The organism is Amycolatopsis sp. NPDC054798, assembly GCF_053611505.1.
In genome coordinates, this window is record NZ_JBSHAM010000131.1 from 1 (window position 1) to 17,760 (window position 17,760).

A 17,760-nucleotide genomic window follows, 5' to 3' on the forward strand; every position below is an offset into this window, starting at 1 on the left:
GCGGCGGGACAGGCCGCAGGCCCCTCCCGCCGCTCAGCCCAAACGTCGGCTAAAAGCGATCCCGCCCGCGACGGCGAAGCCGGCGCCATCCAACACAGCCGCGCCTGCCGCACCATCAACCAAAACCCGCGCCCAACCCCGGCACGGTCCCCTCAAACCCACGCCCAACCCCCGGCACCGTTCCCTCAAACTCGCGCCCCTACTCCGGCGCTATTCCCCCAAACCCACGCTCAACCCCCGCGCCATTCCCCCAACCCCCTGACGCCGTCCCCCAAACCAAACCCCAACCCCTCACCCCCTCAAGCACAAAACCCCGGCAACTCCCGCCCGTCGTCCACCGGCCCCCACCGCCCGTCCACCTTCGCGTACCCCCACCGAGCCCCCCGGGCCACGATCTGCCGCAACGCCAGCACCAGCCGATCCACATGCTCCTCGGTGCTCCCCAGCCCAAGGCTCACCCGAACCGCCTGCTGCCCGTCGCCCCCAGCCTCGCGAATCAACCGCCGAGCAGCCACATGCGCGCAGAACGCCCCGTCCCGCACACCAATCCCGTACTCAGCCGACAGCACCGCCGCCAGCCACCCCGGCTCGAACCCGTCGACCACGAAACTCACCGTGCCGACCCGATCCACCGGCGCGTCAAAAAACCGCAGCTCGGCACATCCAGGCAGCCCAGCCAGCCCCTTGCGCAACCTCTCCAGCAACGCAGCCTCATGCTCGCCCACCGCGTCCCAATGCGCCGCCAGCTGCTCGCAAGCCACCCCCAACGCATACACGCCAACGGTATTCGGCGATCCAGCCTCGTGCCGCTCCTCGCCGCTGTTCCACACCACGGCTTCCTCAGTCACGAGCTTCGTAGCGCCCCCACCGGCCAGATACGGCTCAGCCGCCCGCAACCAGTCGCTGCGCCCGATCAACGCCCCCGCCCCGAACGGCGCGTACAACTTGTGCCCGGACAACGCCACGTAGTCGACGTCCAGCTCCCGCAACGAAATCCGCCGATGCGGAGCGAGCTGCGCAGCGTCCAGCGCCACCCGCGCCCCGTGTTTCCGGGCCACCGCAGCGATCTCCGCCACCGGCAGCAACTCGCCGGTCACATTCGACGCCCCGGCAACGACCACCAACCGAGGACCCTGCGGGCATTCGGCGAGCGCTTCGTCCACAACGGACACCGCGGCGAGCCGGGTCCGCGGCAACTGCACGCGCCGGACGTTCGGACCCCGCCACGGCAGCAGCGCCGCGTGGTGCTCGCTGTCGAACACCACGACAGAAGTCTTGCGCGGCAACGCTTTCGCCAGCAGGTTGAACGCGTCCGTCGTGTTCCGGGTGAAGATCACCGAATCACCGCTGCGAGCGTCCACGAACCGGCGCACCACGTCCCGGGTGCGCTCGTACAACCGCGTCGAAACCTGCGAAGCGAAACCAGCGCCGCGGTGCACGCTGGCGTACCAGGGAAGAAACTCGTCGACCGCCGAGCGCACCGCGTCCAGACACGGCGCGCTGGCCGCGTGGTCGAGGTTGGCGTAGCCGATGTCGCCGCCCGTCACCAACGGCACCCGCAGTGCCGCACCAGCGACAGCGGGAATGGCGGGAACAGCAGTGGTTTCCGTGGACCGGTCGAGTGCGAGAGTCATGACGGTGCCTCCTCGGCGTTCCGGGGGACCCCCGGCGAGGGGCCCGCGCTTGCCCGCCGCACTGCGCGACCGGCCTGGTCCTCACCCGGGGCACCCCACCGCGGTAGGAGGGTTGCCGGCCAGCAAGCCGGGGCTTCGCGCTGGCACTCATGACCTGAAACCGACGATAGCGGAAAACCGGGGACCGAAACCAGCCCCGTCTCGTGATCTGAGACGGCGGTCACAGGAATGTCCACAAAGGACAGAAGGGTCAGGCCCCGGATTCCCCGCGCCAGCGGGCGAGGCGGCCGGCCCGGTCGACAGCCCGGATGCGCTGCTCGGTCGCGTCGCGGTCGGCGGCGGTCGTGACCACCAGAAGCTGGTCCTCGACCTGCAACCGGCTCGTTTTCTGCGGGGTGAAGGCCGTTCCCCCGCGAACCACGAGACTGACGGTCGCGCCGGCGGGCAACCGCAGTTCCGACAGGTAGACGCCGTGCAGCTTCGACCCCTTTTGGATGCGCACCTGCAGCAGTTCCGCGCCGAGTTCGTCGAGCGGCGCGGCGTCGACCTCGATCTCGCGCGCCTGCGTCGCCTTCGCCAGCCCGAGGATCCGCGCGAGCGGGCTGAGTGTCGCGCCCTGCAGCACGGTGAGCACGATGACGAGCACGAAAACGGCGTCGACGAGCCGCTGCGCGCCGGGCACGCCCTCCGACAGCGGGATCATCGCGAGCACGATCGGCACCGCGCCGCGCAGCCCCGCCCAGGACAGGAACGCCTGTTCCCGCCACGGCAACCGGAACGGCAGCAGCGACAGGACCACCGACAGCGGCCGCGCGAGCAGCAGCACCACGGCGCCCGCCACCAAACCGGGGATGAGCGTTTCGAGCAGCCGGGCCGGCGACGCGAACAGCCCGAGCAGCACGAACAGGCCGATCTGCGCGAGCCAGCCGAGGCCTTCGGCGAACGAGAGGGTGTCCGACCGGTGCGGCAGCTTGGAATTCCCGAGCACCAGACCGGCGACGTAGGTGGCGAGCAGGCCGGACGCGTGCGCCAGCTGCCCCGAGGAGTACGCGAGCACGCACACCGCCACCGTGGCGAGCGGGTACAGGCCGGTCGCCGGGAGCGCGGCCCGGCGCAGCGCCTGCGCGCCGAGCCAGCCGAACGCGAGGCCGAGCACGAGGCCGGTGAGCAGTTCGTAGACCACCAGCAGCGGCAGCGACCAGTCGACCGCTTCGCCGGAGGCGAGCACGACGACCGCGATGTAGGCGGGCGCGTCGTTGATGCCGGATTCCAGTTCCAGCGCGCCGACGAGCCGTTTGCCGACGCCGGCCGTGCGCAGCACGGAAAACACTGCCGCGGCGTCGGTGGACGCGAGGACCGCGCCCCACAGCAGGGCGAGCCGCCAGTCGAGGCCGAGCAGCCAGTGCAGTGCCGCGCCGGTGACCGCGATGCTGATCACCACGGCCACTGTGGACAGCAGGATTCCGGGCCCCAGCGAGGGTTTCACCGCGGACCAGCGCGTGGTGAGCCCGCCTTCGGTGAGGATCAGGACGAGCGCAGCGAGGCCGAGGGACTGGGTGAGCGCCGGATTGTCGAAGCGGATGCCGAAACCGGCTTCGCCGAGCACGACGCCGATCCCGAGATACAGCAGCAGCGACGGGAATCCGAGCCGGATGGACACCCGCACCGCGACGACCGAGACGACGAGAACCAGCGCGCCGACGCCCAGCACCATGGGAAGCTGGTCCATCCTCCGCCTCCCTCCCGGTCGCCCGCAGGCGTCCAGAATAGTGAGGCAGTGTCCGGTTCCCGAGCACGCACCACCGGTCGGGGGACCACGCAGGTGTGTTACGACGCCTCGGCGGCACTCACCGTCGCAAGATCGACACCCAACGCCGCGAACGGACCCCTCGCACCTGGCAGAACCCGCACCGCGCGCTGCTGGTCCCGCGTCAGCCATCCCGCCTCGACCGCCCGCTCCAGCACCGCCGCCGGGACCGCGCCGGCCAGGTGCTCCCGCCGCTCCGTCCAATCCAGACAGTCGCGCAGCAACGGCCGCCGCGGCCGACCCGGGACCGCCACGCCGAGATCCGCCAGCACCTCGCGTCCGGCGCCGGTCAGCGCGAGCCCGTCCGACACGTCGATCAGCCCCCGCTCGACCATCCCGTCCCGCAACGCGACCCCGAGCGTCCCGGCCAGATGGTCGTAACAGCTTCGCGCGAACGACAATCGCTGTACCCGCAACGAAGTCCGCAGCCCGTCCGGCCGTTTCAGTTCGGCATGCTGCGCCAGATGCTCGATCAACTCCGCGACCCGCGGATTCGCCAGCCGGACGTAAGCGTGCCGTCCCTGCTTCACCCGGGCCACGAACCCGGCGTCGGCCAACCGCGTCACGTGCTCGCTGGCCGTCGAGACCGCGATCCGCGCCGCGGCCGCCAGTTCGCCGACAGTCCAGGCGCGGCCGTCGAGCAAAGCGAGGCACATGGTCGCGCGGCTCGGGTCGGCGAGCACGGCGGCGACCTCGGCCAGTGCGACGGTTTCCATGTCCTCACGGTAGAGCGGGGAAGCTTCGGCCGCGGCCGAACTGACGCGTTACAGCGCGTCGAGGAACTTCGCGCCCAGCGAGACGGCCGGTTTGGAGTCGTTGGCCCCCTCCAGGAACACCGCGAACGCCAGGTCGCCGCGGTAGCCGACGAACCAGCCGTGCGCCTCCGCGCCGTCCCCGAACTGCGCGGTGCCGGTCTTGCCGAACACCGGACCGGAGTGGGACAGCCCGGTCGCCGTTCCGCCGGTGACGACCTCGCGCATCATTCCGCGCAACGCCGACAGCACCGAGGACGGCGGCGCGTTGTAGCCGGTGTTGACCTTGGTGCCGTCCTCCCACAGCCGGGGCACGACGCTGCGCCCGGACGCCGCGGTCGCCGCCATCACCGCCGCGCCCATCGGGCTGACCTGCACCTTGCCCTGGCCGATGCCGTCCTCGACCTGCTCGTCCGCGTTCGCCGCCGGATCGACGCGGCCCATCTCGGTGGACAGGCCGTCGATCGCGAAGTCCGCGTTGAGGCCGAACTGGGTGGCCGCCTTCGCGAGCCCGTCGGCGGGCAGCTGCGACGCGAGCCGGGCGAACGTGGTGTTGCAGGACTTCGCGAACGCCTTGTGCACAGTGGTCGTGCCGAGGTCGAAGCCTTCGTTGGAGAGCGTGCGGGTGCCGATCCGGTCGGTCAGCGGACACGGCACCGAGGAATCCGGCGTGACCATCCCGGCTTCCAGCGCCGCGGTCGCGGTGACGATCTTGAACGTCGACCCCGGCGCGTACTGGCCGCTGAACGCCGAGGAAGCGTTGGTGACGCTGCCGTTCTGCGCCACCGCGAGCAGGTCGCCGGTGGACGGCTGGAGGGCGACGAGGACCGCCTTGCCGTGGTAGCCGTCAACCGCCTTCTGCGCCGCGCTCTGAGTGGCGGCGCTGAGCCCGGTAACGGCCGGTTTGCGGTCGCCGTCCGGGTTCCCGAACAGGGTCTCCAGGTTCTTGCCCGTGCTGTCCACGCGCTCGACCGCGAAGGCCTGCGCCGCCTGCCCGTGTCCCGTGAGCACGTTGCGGAGCAGCGGGAACGCCTTGTCGTCAGCCAGTTTCAGCCCGCCGCTGCCGGAGACGACGAGCGGTTTGCCGTCGCGGTCGACGACTGCCGGGACGTCCGAGGACGCGAGCGCCAGCCGCTGGCCCGCTTCCAGCTTGGGATGCAGCACCGTCGGCGCCCAGTGGACCCGCCAGGCGCCCTGTGCCTGGACGAGGCCGAGGGTGCCGGAGTACGTCCAGATGCGGCCGGGGCCGAGATTCCAGGTGATGGTGTAGCCCGCCGTGGCCTTGCCGCCCTGCGCCGCGCCGACGTCGCCGAGCTTGGCGGTCAGCTGCGTGGGGTGCAGCATCCCCCACGCGTCCTGCATCGCGGTCGAAGCCGCCAGCGGCTCGTCGGTGGCCTTGCTGGCGGCGTCGGAGTCCTTCCCGGCGAAGGCGAGCAGGTACTCGCGAGCTGCCGACGTCGGATCGTTCGGCTGAGCGGCGGCCGACGCCGTCTCCGAACCCGGCGAGGCCGCTGTCGATCCCCCGCCGTTGAGCAGCACGACCGCTGCCACCACGATCGCGACCACGGCCAGCGCGCTCCCGATCAGCACGCCCTTCTTCGCGGCAGGACTCACCGTCGCATCCCCCTCGCCCACGCGGTCCGCCCGCGTCCCTGGCTCAGCTTGCCCATCGCTGGACGAGAGCGGGCGTTACCTCGGGGAACGGGACGATTTCGTGATCAAAGCCGGGATGTATAGGTCGTTATACAGTTTGATGGGGCGGGGCGGCCAAGCCCGAACCGGACAAGGCGTCACGCCCTCCGGCGAGCGCGCTGCCACCACACCCCGGCCACGACCAGCGCCGCCACCAGCACGCCCGAGCTGATCAGCTGGGTCCTGGCGCTGGGATCCCCGGCCATCACCGCCAGGATCGCCACCATCGCGGCCAGCGTCGCCCAGGTCAGATACGGGAACCCCCACATGCGCACGGTCAGGCTGTCCGGCGCGGTGCGTTCCAGCTGCCGGCGCACGCGCAACTGGGTGCAGGCGACCATGATCCACACGATCAGCAGCACGGAACCGACCGCGTTGAGCAGGTACTGGAACACGGTGTCCGGCCAGAGCGCGTTGAGCGCCACGGCGACGAAGCCGAACAGCACCGAAGCCGCGACCGCGAAGACGGGCACCCCTGCACTGTCCACTTTGGTCAGTGCGCGGGGAGCGTGGCCGCGCCGCGCCAGCGAGTACACCATGCGGGCCGCGCCGTACATGTTGGTGTTCAGCGTGGACAGCAGGGCGAACAGCACGACGACGTTCATGATCTGCCCGGTCGCCGGGATCCCGATGCGTTCGAGGACCGCGGCGAACGGGCTCTGCCCGGGCTGGACGCTCGTCCACGGCAGGAGCGACACGATGACCAGCATGGAACCGATGTAGAACACCGAAATCCGCACGACCGCGTTGCGCACCGCCCTGCCGACGGCGTGCGCGGGGTCGTCGGATTCCGCGGCCGCGATGGTCACCACTTCCAGGCCGCCGAAGGTGAAGACCACCGCGAGGAGCCCGGTCCCGACGCCTTGCCATCCGTGGGGCAGCAGCCCGCCGTAGCCGAGGAGATTGGCCGTGCCGACAAAAGAAGTGCCCGGGAGCACGCCGAAAAACGCGAGCACGCCGAGGACCAGGAATCCCACGACCGCCACGACCTTGATCAGCGCCAGCCAGAACTCGAGTTCGCCGAACCGGGACACCGCGGTGAAGTTGAACGCGGTCAGCACCGCCATGAAGACCAGGACCAGCACCCACTGCGGAACACCGGGCAGCCAGCCGTTGACGATGATGGCCGCCGCGGTGGCCTCCACGGCGAGCACGACGACCAGCGCGGCCCAGTACAGCCAGCCGATGGCGAAACCGGCCCACGGCCCGAACGCGCGCTCGGCGTGCACGGAGAACGACCCGCTGGACGGGATCGCGGCGGCCATTTCCGCCATCATGCGCATGACCAGCATCGCGAGCGTGCCCGCGAGCACGAAGGACAGCACGATGCCGGGCCCGGCGAGCTTGATCCCGACGCCGGAGCTGACGAACAATCCGGAACCGATCACGCCGCCCATCGCGAGCATGGCGAGGTGCCGCTGGCGCAAGCCGGCGGACAGTCCCTCGGTCGCCGGTTCGGCGGCGGCTTCTGAAGTCATGAGGAATCCCTAGCAGACGCTCGCCCGGCCGGCGGACCCGAGGCCTGGCGCCGGTCAGGCAGGCGGCGGTCCGGGCCGGTACCGGGCTTTGCGGCGGAAGCGTTCGCCCCGCGGGCCGAGGATTTTCGCCCCGCGGACCGAGGATGCTGAGGAATTCCGCCGCGTGCTGATCGGCGTTCCCGAACCAGTGCGGCAGACGCGTGCCGAATTCGGCGACCTCGCCGGTGCCGAGCACGAAATCCCGATCATCCGCAGCCGCCCGCTGAGGACGTGCAGCCAGTGGTATCCCTCGTGCGCACGCGGATCCGGTTCGAGCCGGTCGGTCAGCCCGGCCGGGTTCGCACCGCCCGGATTCCAGCCGCGACAGGGTGCTGACCGCGATGCCGGTGGTCTCCGACAACGCGGGCAGAGTGATCCCGCTGCGGCGGCGCAGCTCGCGCAGCCGAGGCCCGACCGCGGCGAGCACGGCGCCGAACTCTTCGCCAAGAACTTTGCCGAAACGGTCTTGCTCCGGGCACCCGCGCCCGGAGCAAGACCGTGCCAGCTCACGCCTTCGCGACCGCCACGCGGACCTTCAGGCCCTCGCCGACCGTGCCGTCGAAGCCCTCGGCCACCTCGCCGTAGGACACCGACGCCGCGAGCGTTTCGGACGCGACGAACTCCTCGTGCTTGCGCACCGCGGCAGTCACCTCACCCACAGCGTCCACGGTCAGCGAGATCCGGTCGCCGACGTCGAGACCGGCCTCGCGGCGGGCCTGCTGGACCACGCGGACCAGGTCGCGCGCCAGGCCCTCGGCGGCAAGGTCTTCGGTGACCTCGGTGTCCAGCACGACCAGACCGGCCCCGCCGGGCAGTTCGGCCGCCGCGCCGCCGCCGGAGGCCACCAGCCGCCGGTCGTACTCGCCCTCGGCCAGTTCGACGCCCGCCGCCACGACCGCGCCGGACGCGTTCGTCGTCCAGTCCCCCGCCTTGACCGCCTTGATCACCTGCTGCACGGCCTTGCCGAGCCGCGGACCGGCTGCCCGCGCGTTCACCGCGACCTCGAACGTGCCGTGCGCGGCGACGTCGGTGGTCAGCTCCACCGACTTCACGTTCACCTCGTCCCGCAGGATCTCGGTGAACCCGCGCAGCGGTTCGACGTCTTCGGCCGCGACCACGAGCTTCGCCAGCGGCAGCCGCACCCGCAGCTTGTTCGCCTTGCGCAGCGCCAGCGCCGACGACGCCACCTGCCGCACCTTGTCCATCGCGGTCACCAGCGCCGCGTCGGCGGGCAGGTCGAGCGCGTTCGGCCAGTCGGCCAGGTGCACCGAGCGGCCGCCGGTCAGCCCGCGCCACACCGTTTCGGTGGTGAGCGGCAGCAGCGGCGCGACAACCCGGCAGGTCACCTCCAGCACGGTGTGCAGCGTGTCGATCGCGTCCTGCTCGCCCGCCCAGAAACGGTCGCGCGACCGGCGGACGTACCAGTTCGTCAGCACCTCGAGGAAGTCCCGCACGGTCTGGCACGCGCCCGCGATGTCGTAGCCGTCCATCGCGGACTCGACGTCGGTGACGAGTTCGTGCGTTTTCGCCAGCACGTACCGGTCGAGCAGATGCGGCGAATCCGTGCGCCACTGCCCCTGCTTGCCTTCGGCGTTCGCGTACAGGGCAAGGAAATAGTACGAGTTCCACAGCGGCAGCACGGCCTGGCGGACCGCGTCGCGGATCCCCCGGTCGGTCACCACGAGGTTGCCGCCGCGCAGGATCGGGCTCGCCATGAGGTACCACCGCATGGCGTCGGACCCGTCGCGGTCGAAGACCTCGTTGACGTCCGGGTAGTTCCGCAGCGACTTCGACATCTTCTGGCCGTCGGAGCCGAGCACGATGCCGTGCGACACGCAGGTGCGGAACGCCGGCCGGTCGAACAGCGCGGTCGCGAGCACGTGCAGCAGGTAGAACCAGCCGCGGGTCTGCCCGATGTACTCCACGATGAAATCGCTCGGGTAGTGGTGCTCGAACCATTCGCGGTTCTCGAACGGATAGTGCACCTGGGCGTACGGCATCGAGCCGGAGTCGAACCACACGTCGAGCACGTCCGGCACGCGGCGCATCGTCGACTTGCCGGTCGGGTCGTCCGGGTTCGGCCGGGTCAGCTCGTCGATGTAGGGCCGGTGCAGGTTGTCCAGCCGCACGCCGAAGTCCGCCTCCAGCTCGTCCAGCGAGCCGTAGACGTCGACGCGCGGGTAGGCCGGGTCGTCCGAGCGCCACACCGGGATCGGCGTGCCGAAGTAGCGGTTGCGGGAGATCGACCAGTCGATGGCGTTCTCCAGCCACTTGCCGAACTGGCCGTCCTTGACGTTCTCCGGGTACCAGGTGATCTGCTGGTTCAGCTCGACCATCCGGTCCTTGAACTGCGTCACCGCGACGAACCACGACGACACCGCGCGGTAGATCAGCGGGTTCCGGCAGCGCCAGCAGTGCGGGTAGGAGTGGTCGTAGGTCTCGTGCCGCAGCAGCACCGCGCCCTGGCGCTCCGCGCCGCCGGTGCCGTTCTTGAGGTCCCGCACGATGTCCGGGTTCGCGTCGAAAACCTGCTGCCCGGCGTAGTCCGGCACGGTGTCGTCGAACTTGCCGTGCGCGTCGACCGGCGTCACCGGGGTGATCCCGGCCGCGTCGGTGACGACCTTGTCCTCGGCGCCGTAGGCGGGCGCGATGTGCACGACGCCGGTGCCGTCTTCGGTGGTGACGTAGTCCGCGGAAAGCACGCGGTGCGCGTTCTCCGTGCCGACGAAGTACGGGAACGGTGGGGCGTAACGGGTTCCGAGCAGTTCCGCGCCGGTGTAGTGCGCGACGACCGTCGGCTCCTCGCCAAGTTCGCGGGCGTACGCGGCGACGCGCGCCTCGGCGAGCAGGAACCGCTTGCCCTCGCTTTCGACGACGACGTACTGCACCTCCGGGTGCACCGCGGTCGCGAGGTTGGACGGCAGCGTCCACGGTGTCGTGGTCCAGATCAGCAGATACGTGCCGTCGAGGTCGTTGCCGTTGCCCTCGATGCGGAATCCGACCGTGACGGCCGGGTCCTGCCGGTTGCGGTAGACGTCGGCGTCCATGCCCAGCTCGTGGTTGGACAGCGGCGTCGCGTCGCGCCAGCAGTAAGGCAGGACACGGTAGCCCTCGTAGACGAGTCCCTTGTCCCACAAGCGTTTGAACGCCCAGAGCACCGACTCCATGTAGGTGACGTCGAGCGTTTTGTAGTCGTTGTCGAAGTCGACCCAGCGGGCCTGGCGCGTCACGTAGTCGCGCCATTCGTCGGTGTAGCGCAGCACGGACTCGCGCGAAGCCTCGTTGAACTTCGCGATGCCCATCTCTTCGATCTCGGTCGTCTCGGTGATCCCGAGCTGCCGCATCGCCTCGAGTTCGGCGGGCAGGCCGTGGGTGTCCCAGCCGAACCGGCGCTCGACGTGCTTGCCCTTCATCGTCTGGTAGCGCGGGACGATGTCCTTGACGTACCCGGTGAGCAGGTGCCCGTAGTGCGGGAGGCCGTTGGCGAAGGGCGGTCCGTCGTAGAAGACGTACTCGTTGTCGCCGTTCGTGCCCTCGGGGCGGGCGTCGACGGTCGCCTGGAAGGTCCGGTCGCTCTCCCAGTACGCGAGGACGCTCTCCTCCAGCGCGGGGAACGACGGCTGGGACGGGACCGTGGTCTCTCCGCCCGGCGAAGCCTGGGGGTACATCCGGGTGCGCTCCTTGCGTTCGTCGCTCGTACGGGCGACCGGCGGCCGCCCACACGGGGACGAGACGCTCGCGCGTCACGCGGTACCACCCCGCTTGCCCGGCACGCTGCTCCCGGGCCACTCGTTGCACGGCTGTCACGGGCCGCACCCGTCCGGTTCTACTGCGGGCTCGCGCCCGGTTCTTCCGGAGGCTCCCCGGTGATGGCCGGATCGACGCCTTGCTGCTTTCAGGCTAACTCCTCGCCGCGAACCGCTTTCCGCCTGCCCCGGCTGCGCACCGTCGCCGCCGTGAGCGCCGCGGCCGCCAGCCACAGCCCGGCCGAGGCGAACCCGAGCAGGTGCAAGCCGTGCACGAACGACGCGTGCGCCGCCGGTTCCCCCGCCACCGCACCGAAAACCGCCACGCCGAGCGCACCGCCCGCCTGCCGTGCCGCGTTGTTGATCCCGCCCGCGATGCCCGCGCGCTCCCCTGGTGCGTCGGCCACCGCCGCGGTCACCACGGCGGCAGTGAGCAGTCCCATCCCGACACTGAGCACCAGCAGGGTCGGCAGCAACGTGCCGTACCCGGTGCCGGGGCCGATCCGCAGCAGGTTCAGCATCGCCGCCGCGCCGAGCAGGAGCCCGGCCAGGATCTGCGGGCGCGGGCCGAACTTCGCGGTGAGCCGTCCGGTGACCGGGCCGAGCAGCACCAGCGGGACGAACATCGGCAGCATCGCGACCCCGGCGGCGATCGGGCCCGCGCCGAGGATGTCCTGCAGATAGAGCGTGAACACCAGCACCGAACCGAGGCCGGCGAAGTTCATCGCCGCGGACACCAGGTTCGCGCCCGCCGTCTGCCGGGACCGCAGCAGCGACAGCGGCAGCATCGGTTCGGCGGAGCGCTTCTCCACGACCACGAACGCCACTGCCGCCGCGGCCGCGAGCCACCCGGCCCACGGCGTTTTCGCGATCACCGCATACACCCCGGCCCCGAGCGCCAGCGCCGCGGCCGCCGCCCCCGGAACGTCGACGCGGCCCGGTTTCCGGACGTCCGGCGGCACCAGCCGGCGAGTCGCGACGGCCGCCGCGGCGACGATCGGAACGTTCAGCCAGAACACCGGCCGCCATCCGGCCGCCTGCACGAGAATCCCGCCCAGCAGCGGCCCGGCGGGCAGGGCGAGCGCCGAAATCCCGGCCCAGACCCCCAGCGCGCGGGCGCGTTCCGCACGGCCGGGGAACGTCCCGGTGAGCACGGCCATCGTGCCCGGCAGCAACAACGCCGCCCCGACCCCTTGCACCGCACGAGCCGCGACGAGCCACCCCGCCGACCGCGCCAGCCCGCACGCGGCCGACGCGGCGCCGAAAACGACCAGCCCGGCCAGCACCACGCCGCGATGCCCGAGGACGTCGCCGAGCGCTCCCCCGGTCAGCAGCAACGCAGCGAGCACGACCGAATACCCGGCCACCACCCACTGCAACTGCGGGACGTCGGCGTGCAGTTCGCTGCCGAGGGTGGGAAGAGCGACGTTGACGACGGTGACGTCAAGCTGCACCAGGAACATCCCGGCGCACATGGTGAACAAGATCGCGGTGCGCATGGGTCCAGCAGACACCGGGGACGCTTCCGTCGCGGCGGAAGTGTGCCGGGGGCATGCTGGACGCATGGAAGGAGACGCCGACATCGCGCGCACCGCCGCCCTGTTCGCCGATCCGGCGCGGGTCCGCGTGCTGATGGCCCTCGCGGACGGGCGTTCGCTGGCCGCGTCCGTGCTGGCCGGCGAAGCGGGCCTGACCGCGCAGGGCGTCAGCGCGCACCTTTCGAAACTCCTGGCAGCGGGCCTGGTGACCGCGGAAAAGTCCGGCAGGCACCGGTTTTACCGCATCGCCGGCGCGGCTCCGGAACTGCTGGAAGCGCTCGCCCGGCACTCCCCCGCGCGCCCCGTCCGCTCGCTGCGGGAGGGCACGCGCGCGGAAGCCTTGCGCACCGCGAGATTGTGCTACGACCACGTCGCCGGGCGGCTAGGCGTGACTGTCACCGCGGCATTGCTCGACCGGGGCGCACTGGCCACTGTGGACGGTGAGCCGACCACCCGGCGGCGGCCCGGGGACCGGATTTCGTCGCAGCTGCAAGAACATCCGTACGTGCTGGGACCCGCTGCCGACGACGTCTTCGCCGCGTTAGGCGTAGATGTCGCGGCGGCGAAGAAGAACCGTCGTCCGCTGCTGAGGTTTTGCCTTGATTGGACGGAACAGCGGCACCACTTGGCCGGGGCATTGGGTGCGGCGGTCACGCAGCGGTTCCTGGACGCGGGATGGCTCCGTTCGCGCGCGAAAGCACATCGAGCGGTACAGCTGACCGAAAGCGGCGCGAGGGTGCTTGAAGAGGTGCTGGGGGTCAGCGGTGTGCCGCGGCCAGCACCGCGTCCGGACCGCACCGCGCACACGGCGTGAAGCCGAGCTGCCGGGCCTCCCCGACGCCGATCGGGATCGTGTCGCGGCCGGACAGCCAGCCGCAGTCCACCAGGTGATAGCGCGGGTACTCGTCGACGACCACGACCTCGTCCTCGAGTTCCTTGACCACCTCTAGGTCTTCCGGCGCGGTCTCCTCCACGCCGGGCGGCGTGTCGCGCACCGCCTTCGCCGCGGACTTGGGCTCGCTTCCCGAAACGGGCTTCCCCGTCTCCGGTTCCGGCACGTCCGCCGGATCGCCCAGCTCGCCTGCCTTGGGAAGCAGCGCGGTCTGTTCGGCGTCCGTCTCGGCCGGGGCCTCGTCGTCCTTGTCCTCCGCGGGCTTCTCGTCCGCCGAGTCCTCCTCCGCATCCGCGTCCGGCTCCGCGTCGGCACCGGGCTCGGCGTCCGCGCGCTTGCGCCGCCGCAGCCAGTCGACGAGCAGGAGGAGCCCGGCGAGCACGGACAGGCCGATGGAAACCCAGGCCCACAGCGAGGTGCCCGTGATGAGCGCCGTGACGAGCAGCCCGAGAGCCGCCAGCACCAGAAGGAGGACGATGTAGAGCACGCTGAATTACAACACGGGCGGCCCGGTATCCGGGCGCGACCCGCCCACGCGGCGTACCGCTCCGGTGCCCCGCTGTGGCGGCACCGGAGCGGGACACGCCGAAACCCCGCCGGGTCGGAAGGTCATCCGGCGGGGTGCGTAACGGCGGTAGGTCAGCCGGCCTCGGCGCGCGGGCCGAACGAGTAGCCCTGACCGCTGCTGCCGGTCGAGGACTGGCTCGAACCCGAGGACGCCGACGCCGGGGCCGCGGAGCCGCGGTCGTCCAGCTCGCGCAGCTGGGACTCGAGGAAACCGCGCAGCCGGGTGCGGTATTCGCGCTCGATCGTGCGGAGTTCCTCGATCTTCTTGCCCAGAGCGCCCTTCTCGGCGTTCAGGTTGTTCATCGTCTCGGTGTACTTGCGCTGCGACTCGCGTTCCATCGTGGTCGCCTTGTCGCGCGCCTGGCGCTCCAGCGTCTCGGCGCGCGTGCGCGCGTCGTTCAGCATCGTCTCGGCGCGCGTGCGCGCCTCGTTCACCATCGAGTCGGACTTCGCCCGGGCATCGGAGAGCAGCTGCTCGGACTTGGTCCGCGCCTCCGCCAGCATGCCGTCGGACTCGGTCTTCGCCTCGGCGGTGAGCCGGTCGGCCATCTCCTGCGCCAGGCCGAGCACCTTGGCGGCCTGGACGTTCGGCTCGGCGCTGTCGGGGACCATCGAGTGCGCCTGGGTCTGCTCCATCGCCGAAGCGGGAGGCGGAACCGGGGCGAGCCGCCGCGACGGCTCGGGGTCGCGGCCCGGCGGCGGGCCGGCGACCTTCGCGTTCTCGAGTTCCGAGCGGGTCGATTCCAGCTCGTTGTCGAGCTGCTCCACCTGCTGGCGCAGCTCGTTGTTGTCCTCGATCAACCGGGCAAGCTCGGTCTCCACCAGGTCGAGGAACGCGTCCACCTCGTCCTCGTTGTAGCCCCTCTTGCCGATGGGCGGCTTGCTGAACGCGACGTTATGCACGTCAGCGGGGGTCAACGACATCAGATCACCTCACGCACTCCATGGCCTGCAGGACACACCCGGGTTTTCCCCGATCACCTGGGTGTCAGTTGCATCGCGAAGAACACAACCAACAGCAGCACCATAATCGACAAGTCCAGTCCTACGCCGCCGATCCGGACCATCGGAATGATCCTGCGGAACAACCGCACCGGCGGGTCGGTCACTGTGTAGATGGTCTCGAGCGTCACCGCAACCCCTCCGGCGGGACGCCATTCCCGTGCGAAAGTCCGCACGAGCTCGACCACGATCCGGGCCGTGAGCAGCAGCCAGAAGGCAAACAGCACGTACCAGATCGCAAGCCACACAGCATTCACGGCGACCACTCTAGCGGGGGACAGCCCGGTTGGGCGCGACCAGCCGCTTCCAGGGCGGCATAGTCGACAAAATCACGTCTGGCTGCGCCCAGCGGTCCGATGATGTTCACCCGCGCAGGAACAATCCGCCCTCGGCGATCCGCCTGCGGTCCTCGGCGGTCACGTCGACGTCGGGCGGTGAGAGAAGGAACACCTTGTTGGTGACCTTGTCCATCGACCCGCGCACGGCGAACGCCAGTCCCGCCGCGAAGTCCACGATCCGCTTGGCGTCCGCGTTCTCCATCTCGGTGAGGTTGATGATCACCGGGATGCCCTCGCGGTAGTGCTCGCCGATCGCCCGCGCCTCGATGTAGCTCGTGGGGTGCAGGGTGGTGATCCGGCTGAGCGGGTCCCGCGCCGGCGCGGCGACCGGTTCGGCGACCGGCCGCAGCCGGGCGACCGGCTCCGGCTGGCGGTCCACGGCGAGCGCGCCGTGGGTGGCCGGCTCGGCCGCCATCGACCGCGACCGGACGCGCGCGGCGGGCTCGTCGTAGCTCTCTTCGACGTCGCGGTAGCGGGCCCGGGACCGGGCTGGCGGCTGGTCGTAACCGTCGTCGTACTCGTCGTAACCGTCGTCGTAGCCGTCTTCGTCCGCGGGCACCATCCCGAAGTAGGCCTTCAGCTTCTGCAGCGCGCTCATGCCTCTCCCTAGCCCTTGCCGCTCCCGCACCGTTGTGCCCCGCCCGGCCGGACACGAAACGTGACCACCGGGCGGACTCCCTACGGCGAGGCTAAACCGCGCCCGCCGAGCAACGCGGTTCCGACACGCACACACGTCGAGCCGTGCCGGATCGCCTGGTCCAGATCATGGCTCATTCCGGCGGACACGTCAGCCGCTTCCGGATACCGGGCGCGGACTCTTTCCGCCGCCTGGGCCAGGCGGGCAAAAGCGGTGCCCGGGTCCTCCCCCAACGGGGCCACGGCCATCACGCCGCGCAGTCGCAGCTCCCCCGTGCGGGCGATGCGGCCGGCGAGGGCGTCGACCTCCTCCAGCGGGGTCCCGCCGCGCGAGACGTCGCCGTCGAGGCTCACCTGGACCAGGACGTCGAGCGGTCCGGTCCGCTCGCCCGCCTCCTGCGCGGCGGCGACCGCCCGGGCGAGCGCGTCGGCGAGCCGAGCCGAGTCGACCGACTGCACCTCGGCCGCCCAGCGCACGACCGAACGCGCCTTGTTCCGCTGCAGCCGCCCGACCATGTGCCAGCGCGGCGCGGCTTCCGGACGCAATTCGGCGACCTCGGCCGCCTTCGGACCGGCTTCCTGGTCGCGGTTTTCGGCGAGGTTCAGCAGCCCGAGGTCGGTCAGCAGCGCGGCGTCGGCCGCCGGGAAGGTCTTGGTGACGCCCAGCAGCCGCACCTCGTCGCGGGAACGCCCGGCCTCCGCGCAGGCGGTCGCGATGCGGTCTTCGACCGCGGCCAGCGACGCCGCCAGCTCCGCCCGCCGCGCGGCCGTCTTCTCCGCCGCGTCCTCGGTCACGCCTTCTCCTCTTCCAGCCAGGTGATGCCCGCGATCCGGCCGGTGGTGCCGTCCCGGCGGTAGCTGAACAGCGTCTTGTCCTCCGCGGTGCACCGCGGATCCGCGCCGACCCGTCCGACGCCCAGGTCGGCCAGCTGCTGCCAGAGCCCGGCGCGCAGGTCCAGACCAGCGGTGCCCTTGCGCGTTTTGCAGGAGCTGCCGGGCAGATGCTTCTCGACGTCCGCCGCCATCGCGGCCGGGACCTCGTAGCAGTCGCCGCAGATCGCCGGGCCCAGCAACGCTTCGACGCGGCCCGGTTCGGCGCCGAGTTCGCGCATCGCCTCCAGCGCGGCGGGCACCACGCCGACGCGCGCGCCGACCCGGCCCGCGTGCACCGCGGCGACGACACCGGCTTCCGGATCCGCCATGAGCACCGGGACGCAGTCGGCGACCAGCACCACGAGCGCGACGCCCGGCCGGTCGGTCACCAGCGCGTCGGTGGCTTCGGCGGCCGAGGTCTCGGTGCCGTCCACGATGGTGGCGGTGCGGCCGTGCACCTGCTCCATCCACGCCAGCCGGTCCTCGGCGAGGCCGAGTTCGGACGCCAGCCGCTTGCGGTTGGCGTAGACGTCGCCCGCGTCGTCGCCGACGTGGTCGCCGAGGTTGAAACTCTCGTACGGCGGCCGGGATGCCCCGCCGGCCCTGGTCGTGACCACTCGTCGTACTCGCACCCCGCCATCCTGCCAAAAACCGCGTCGGCTGCCCGGGTCGAGTCTCGTGAGTGTTCATGCCGGTTCTAACCGGCATGAACGCTCACGAGAGACCTGTCACGTATAAACATCTCCGTGACCACGAGAAATAAAAC

General features: G+C 70.9%; 14 protein-coding genes, 1 pseudogene and 1 riboswitch. Of the genes and pseudogenes, 1 reads left to right on the forward strand and 14 read right to left on the reverse strand.

The annotated features are described in order from the left end of the window. Window positions 1-299 precede the first annotated feature (299 nt). The 8 genes and pseudogenes from ACWGIC_RS40950 to ACWGIC_RS40985 all read right to left on the reverse strand — a co-directional run bounded on the left by ACWGIC_RS40950 (window position 300) and on the right by ACWGIC_RS40985 (window position 12,647). On the reverse strand, window positions 300-1,634 hold the full coding sequence (locus tag ACWGIC_RS40950; protein ID WP_452081338.1) for an aminotransferase class V-fold PLP-dependent enzyme: 1,335 nt from the start codon (window positions 1,632-1,634) through the stop codon (window positions 300-302). A gap of 40 nt (window positions 1,635-1,674) precedes the next feature. Beyond that, window positions 1,675-1,789: riboswitch (SAM riboswitch) on the reverse strand. 95 nt (window positions 1,790-1,884) lie between these two features. Then, window positions 1,885-3,363 carry a potassium/proton antiporter gene (locus ACWGIC_RS40955; RefSeq protein WP_452081339.1) on the reverse strand — a complete coding sequence of 493 codons (1,479 nt, stop codon included), beginning with the start codon at window positions 3,361-3,363 and terminating at the stop codon, window positions 1,885-1,887. Window positions 3,364-3,461: 98 nt separating this feature from the next. Continuing rightward, complete coding sequence (locus ACWGIC_RS40960; protein WP_452081340.1) at window positions 3,462-4,157, reverse strand: ArsR/SmtB family transcription factor; 696 nt, start codon at window positions 4,155-4,157, stop codon at window positions 3,462-3,464. A 48-nt stretch (window positions 4,158-4,205) separates the two neighbouring features. After that, entirely contained in the window at window positions 4,206-5,807 is a 1,602-nt protein-coding gene (locus tag ACWGIC_RS40965; protein ID WP_452081341.1) for a penicillin-binding transpeptidase domain-containing protein, read from the reverse strand. Window positions 5,808-5,983: 176 nt separating this feature from the next. Next, on the reverse strand, window positions 5,984-7,363 hold the full coding sequence (locus ACWGIC_RS40970) for an amino acid permease (RefSeq protein ID WP_452081342.1): 1,380 nt from the start codon (window positions 7,361-7,363) through the stop codon (window positions 5,984-5,986). Between the two features lie 124 nt (window positions 7,364-7,487). Further along, a pseudogene (locus ACWGIC_RS40975) lies at window positions 7,488-7,829 on the reverse strand (helix-turn-helix domain-containing protein); the annotation flags it as partial. Window positions 7,830-7,908: 79 nt separating this feature from the next. Beyond that, window positions 7,909-11,070, reverse strand: coding sequence for an isoleucine--tRNA ligase (gene ileS / locus ACWGIC_RS40980; RefSeq protein WP_452081343.1), 3,162 nt, complete (start codon window positions 11,068-11,070; stop codon window positions 7,909-7,911). A 227-nt stretch (window positions 11,071-11,297) separates the two neighbouring features. After that, window positions 11,298-12,647, reverse strand: coding sequence for an MFS transporter (locus tag ACWGIC_RS40985; RefSeq protein ID WP_452081344.1), 1,350 nt, complete (start codon window positions 12,645-12,647; stop codon window positions 11,298-11,300). A 64-nt stretch (window positions 12,648-12,711) separates the two neighbouring features. Here ACWGIC_RS40985 and ACWGIC_RS40990 point away from each other — a divergent pair, with 64 nt between their 5' ends. After that, complete coding sequence (locus ACWGIC_RS40990) at window positions 12,712-13,500, forward strand: ArsR/SmtB family transcription factor (protein ID WP_452081345.1); 789 nt, start codon at window positions 12,712-12,714, stop codon at window positions 13,498-13,500. On the opposite strand, the gene ACWGIC_RS40995 is transcribed toward ACWGIC_RS40990, so the two are convergent. The 6 genes from ACWGIC_RS40995 to pgeF form a co-directional block, all read right to left on the reverse strand. Beyond that, window positions 13,445-14,065, reverse strand: coding sequence for a hypothetical protein (locus ACWGIC_RS40995; protein ID WP_452081346.1), 621 nt, complete (start codon window positions 14,063-14,065; stop codon window positions 13,445-13,447). The genes ACWGIC_RS40990 and ACWGIC_RS40995 overlap by 56 nt on opposite strands. Window positions 14,066-14,217: 152 nt before the next feature. Further along, window positions 14,218-15,069: a DivIVA-like cell division protein Wag31 gene (gene wag31 / locus ACWGIC_RS41000; RefSeq protein ID WP_452081347.1), complete on the reverse strand. Its 852-nt coding sequence runs from the start codon at window positions 15,067-15,069 to the stop codon at window positions 14,218-14,220. 53 nt (window positions 15,070-15,122) lie between these two features. Further along, complete coding sequence (locus ACWGIC_RS41005) at window positions 15,123-15,395, reverse strand: YggT family protein (protein WP_037367937.1); 273 nt, start codon at window positions 15,393-15,395, stop codon at window positions 15,123-15,125. A gap of 115 nt (window positions 15,396-15,510) precedes the next feature. Further along, window positions 15,511-16,083: a cell division protein SepF gene (locus tag ACWGIC_RS41010; RefSeq protein WP_452081348.1), complete on the reverse strand. Its 573-nt coding sequence runs from the start codon at window positions 16,081-16,083 to the stop codon at window positions 15,511-15,513. A gap of 80 nt (window positions 16,084-16,163) precedes the next feature. After that, entirely contained in the window at window positions 16,164-16,916 is a 753-nt protein-coding gene (locus ACWGIC_RS41015) for a YggS family pyridoxal phosphate-dependent enzyme (RefSeq protein WP_452081349.1), read from the reverse strand. Then, entirely contained in the window at window positions 16,913-17,626 is a 714-nt protein-coding gene (gene pgeF / locus ACWGIC_RS41020; RefSeq protein WP_452081350.1) for a peptidoglycan editing factor PgeF, read from the reverse strand. Before pgeF ends, ACWGIC_RS41015 begins: the two co-directional genes overlap by 4 nt. Window positions 17,627-17,760 lie beyond the last annotated feature (134 nt).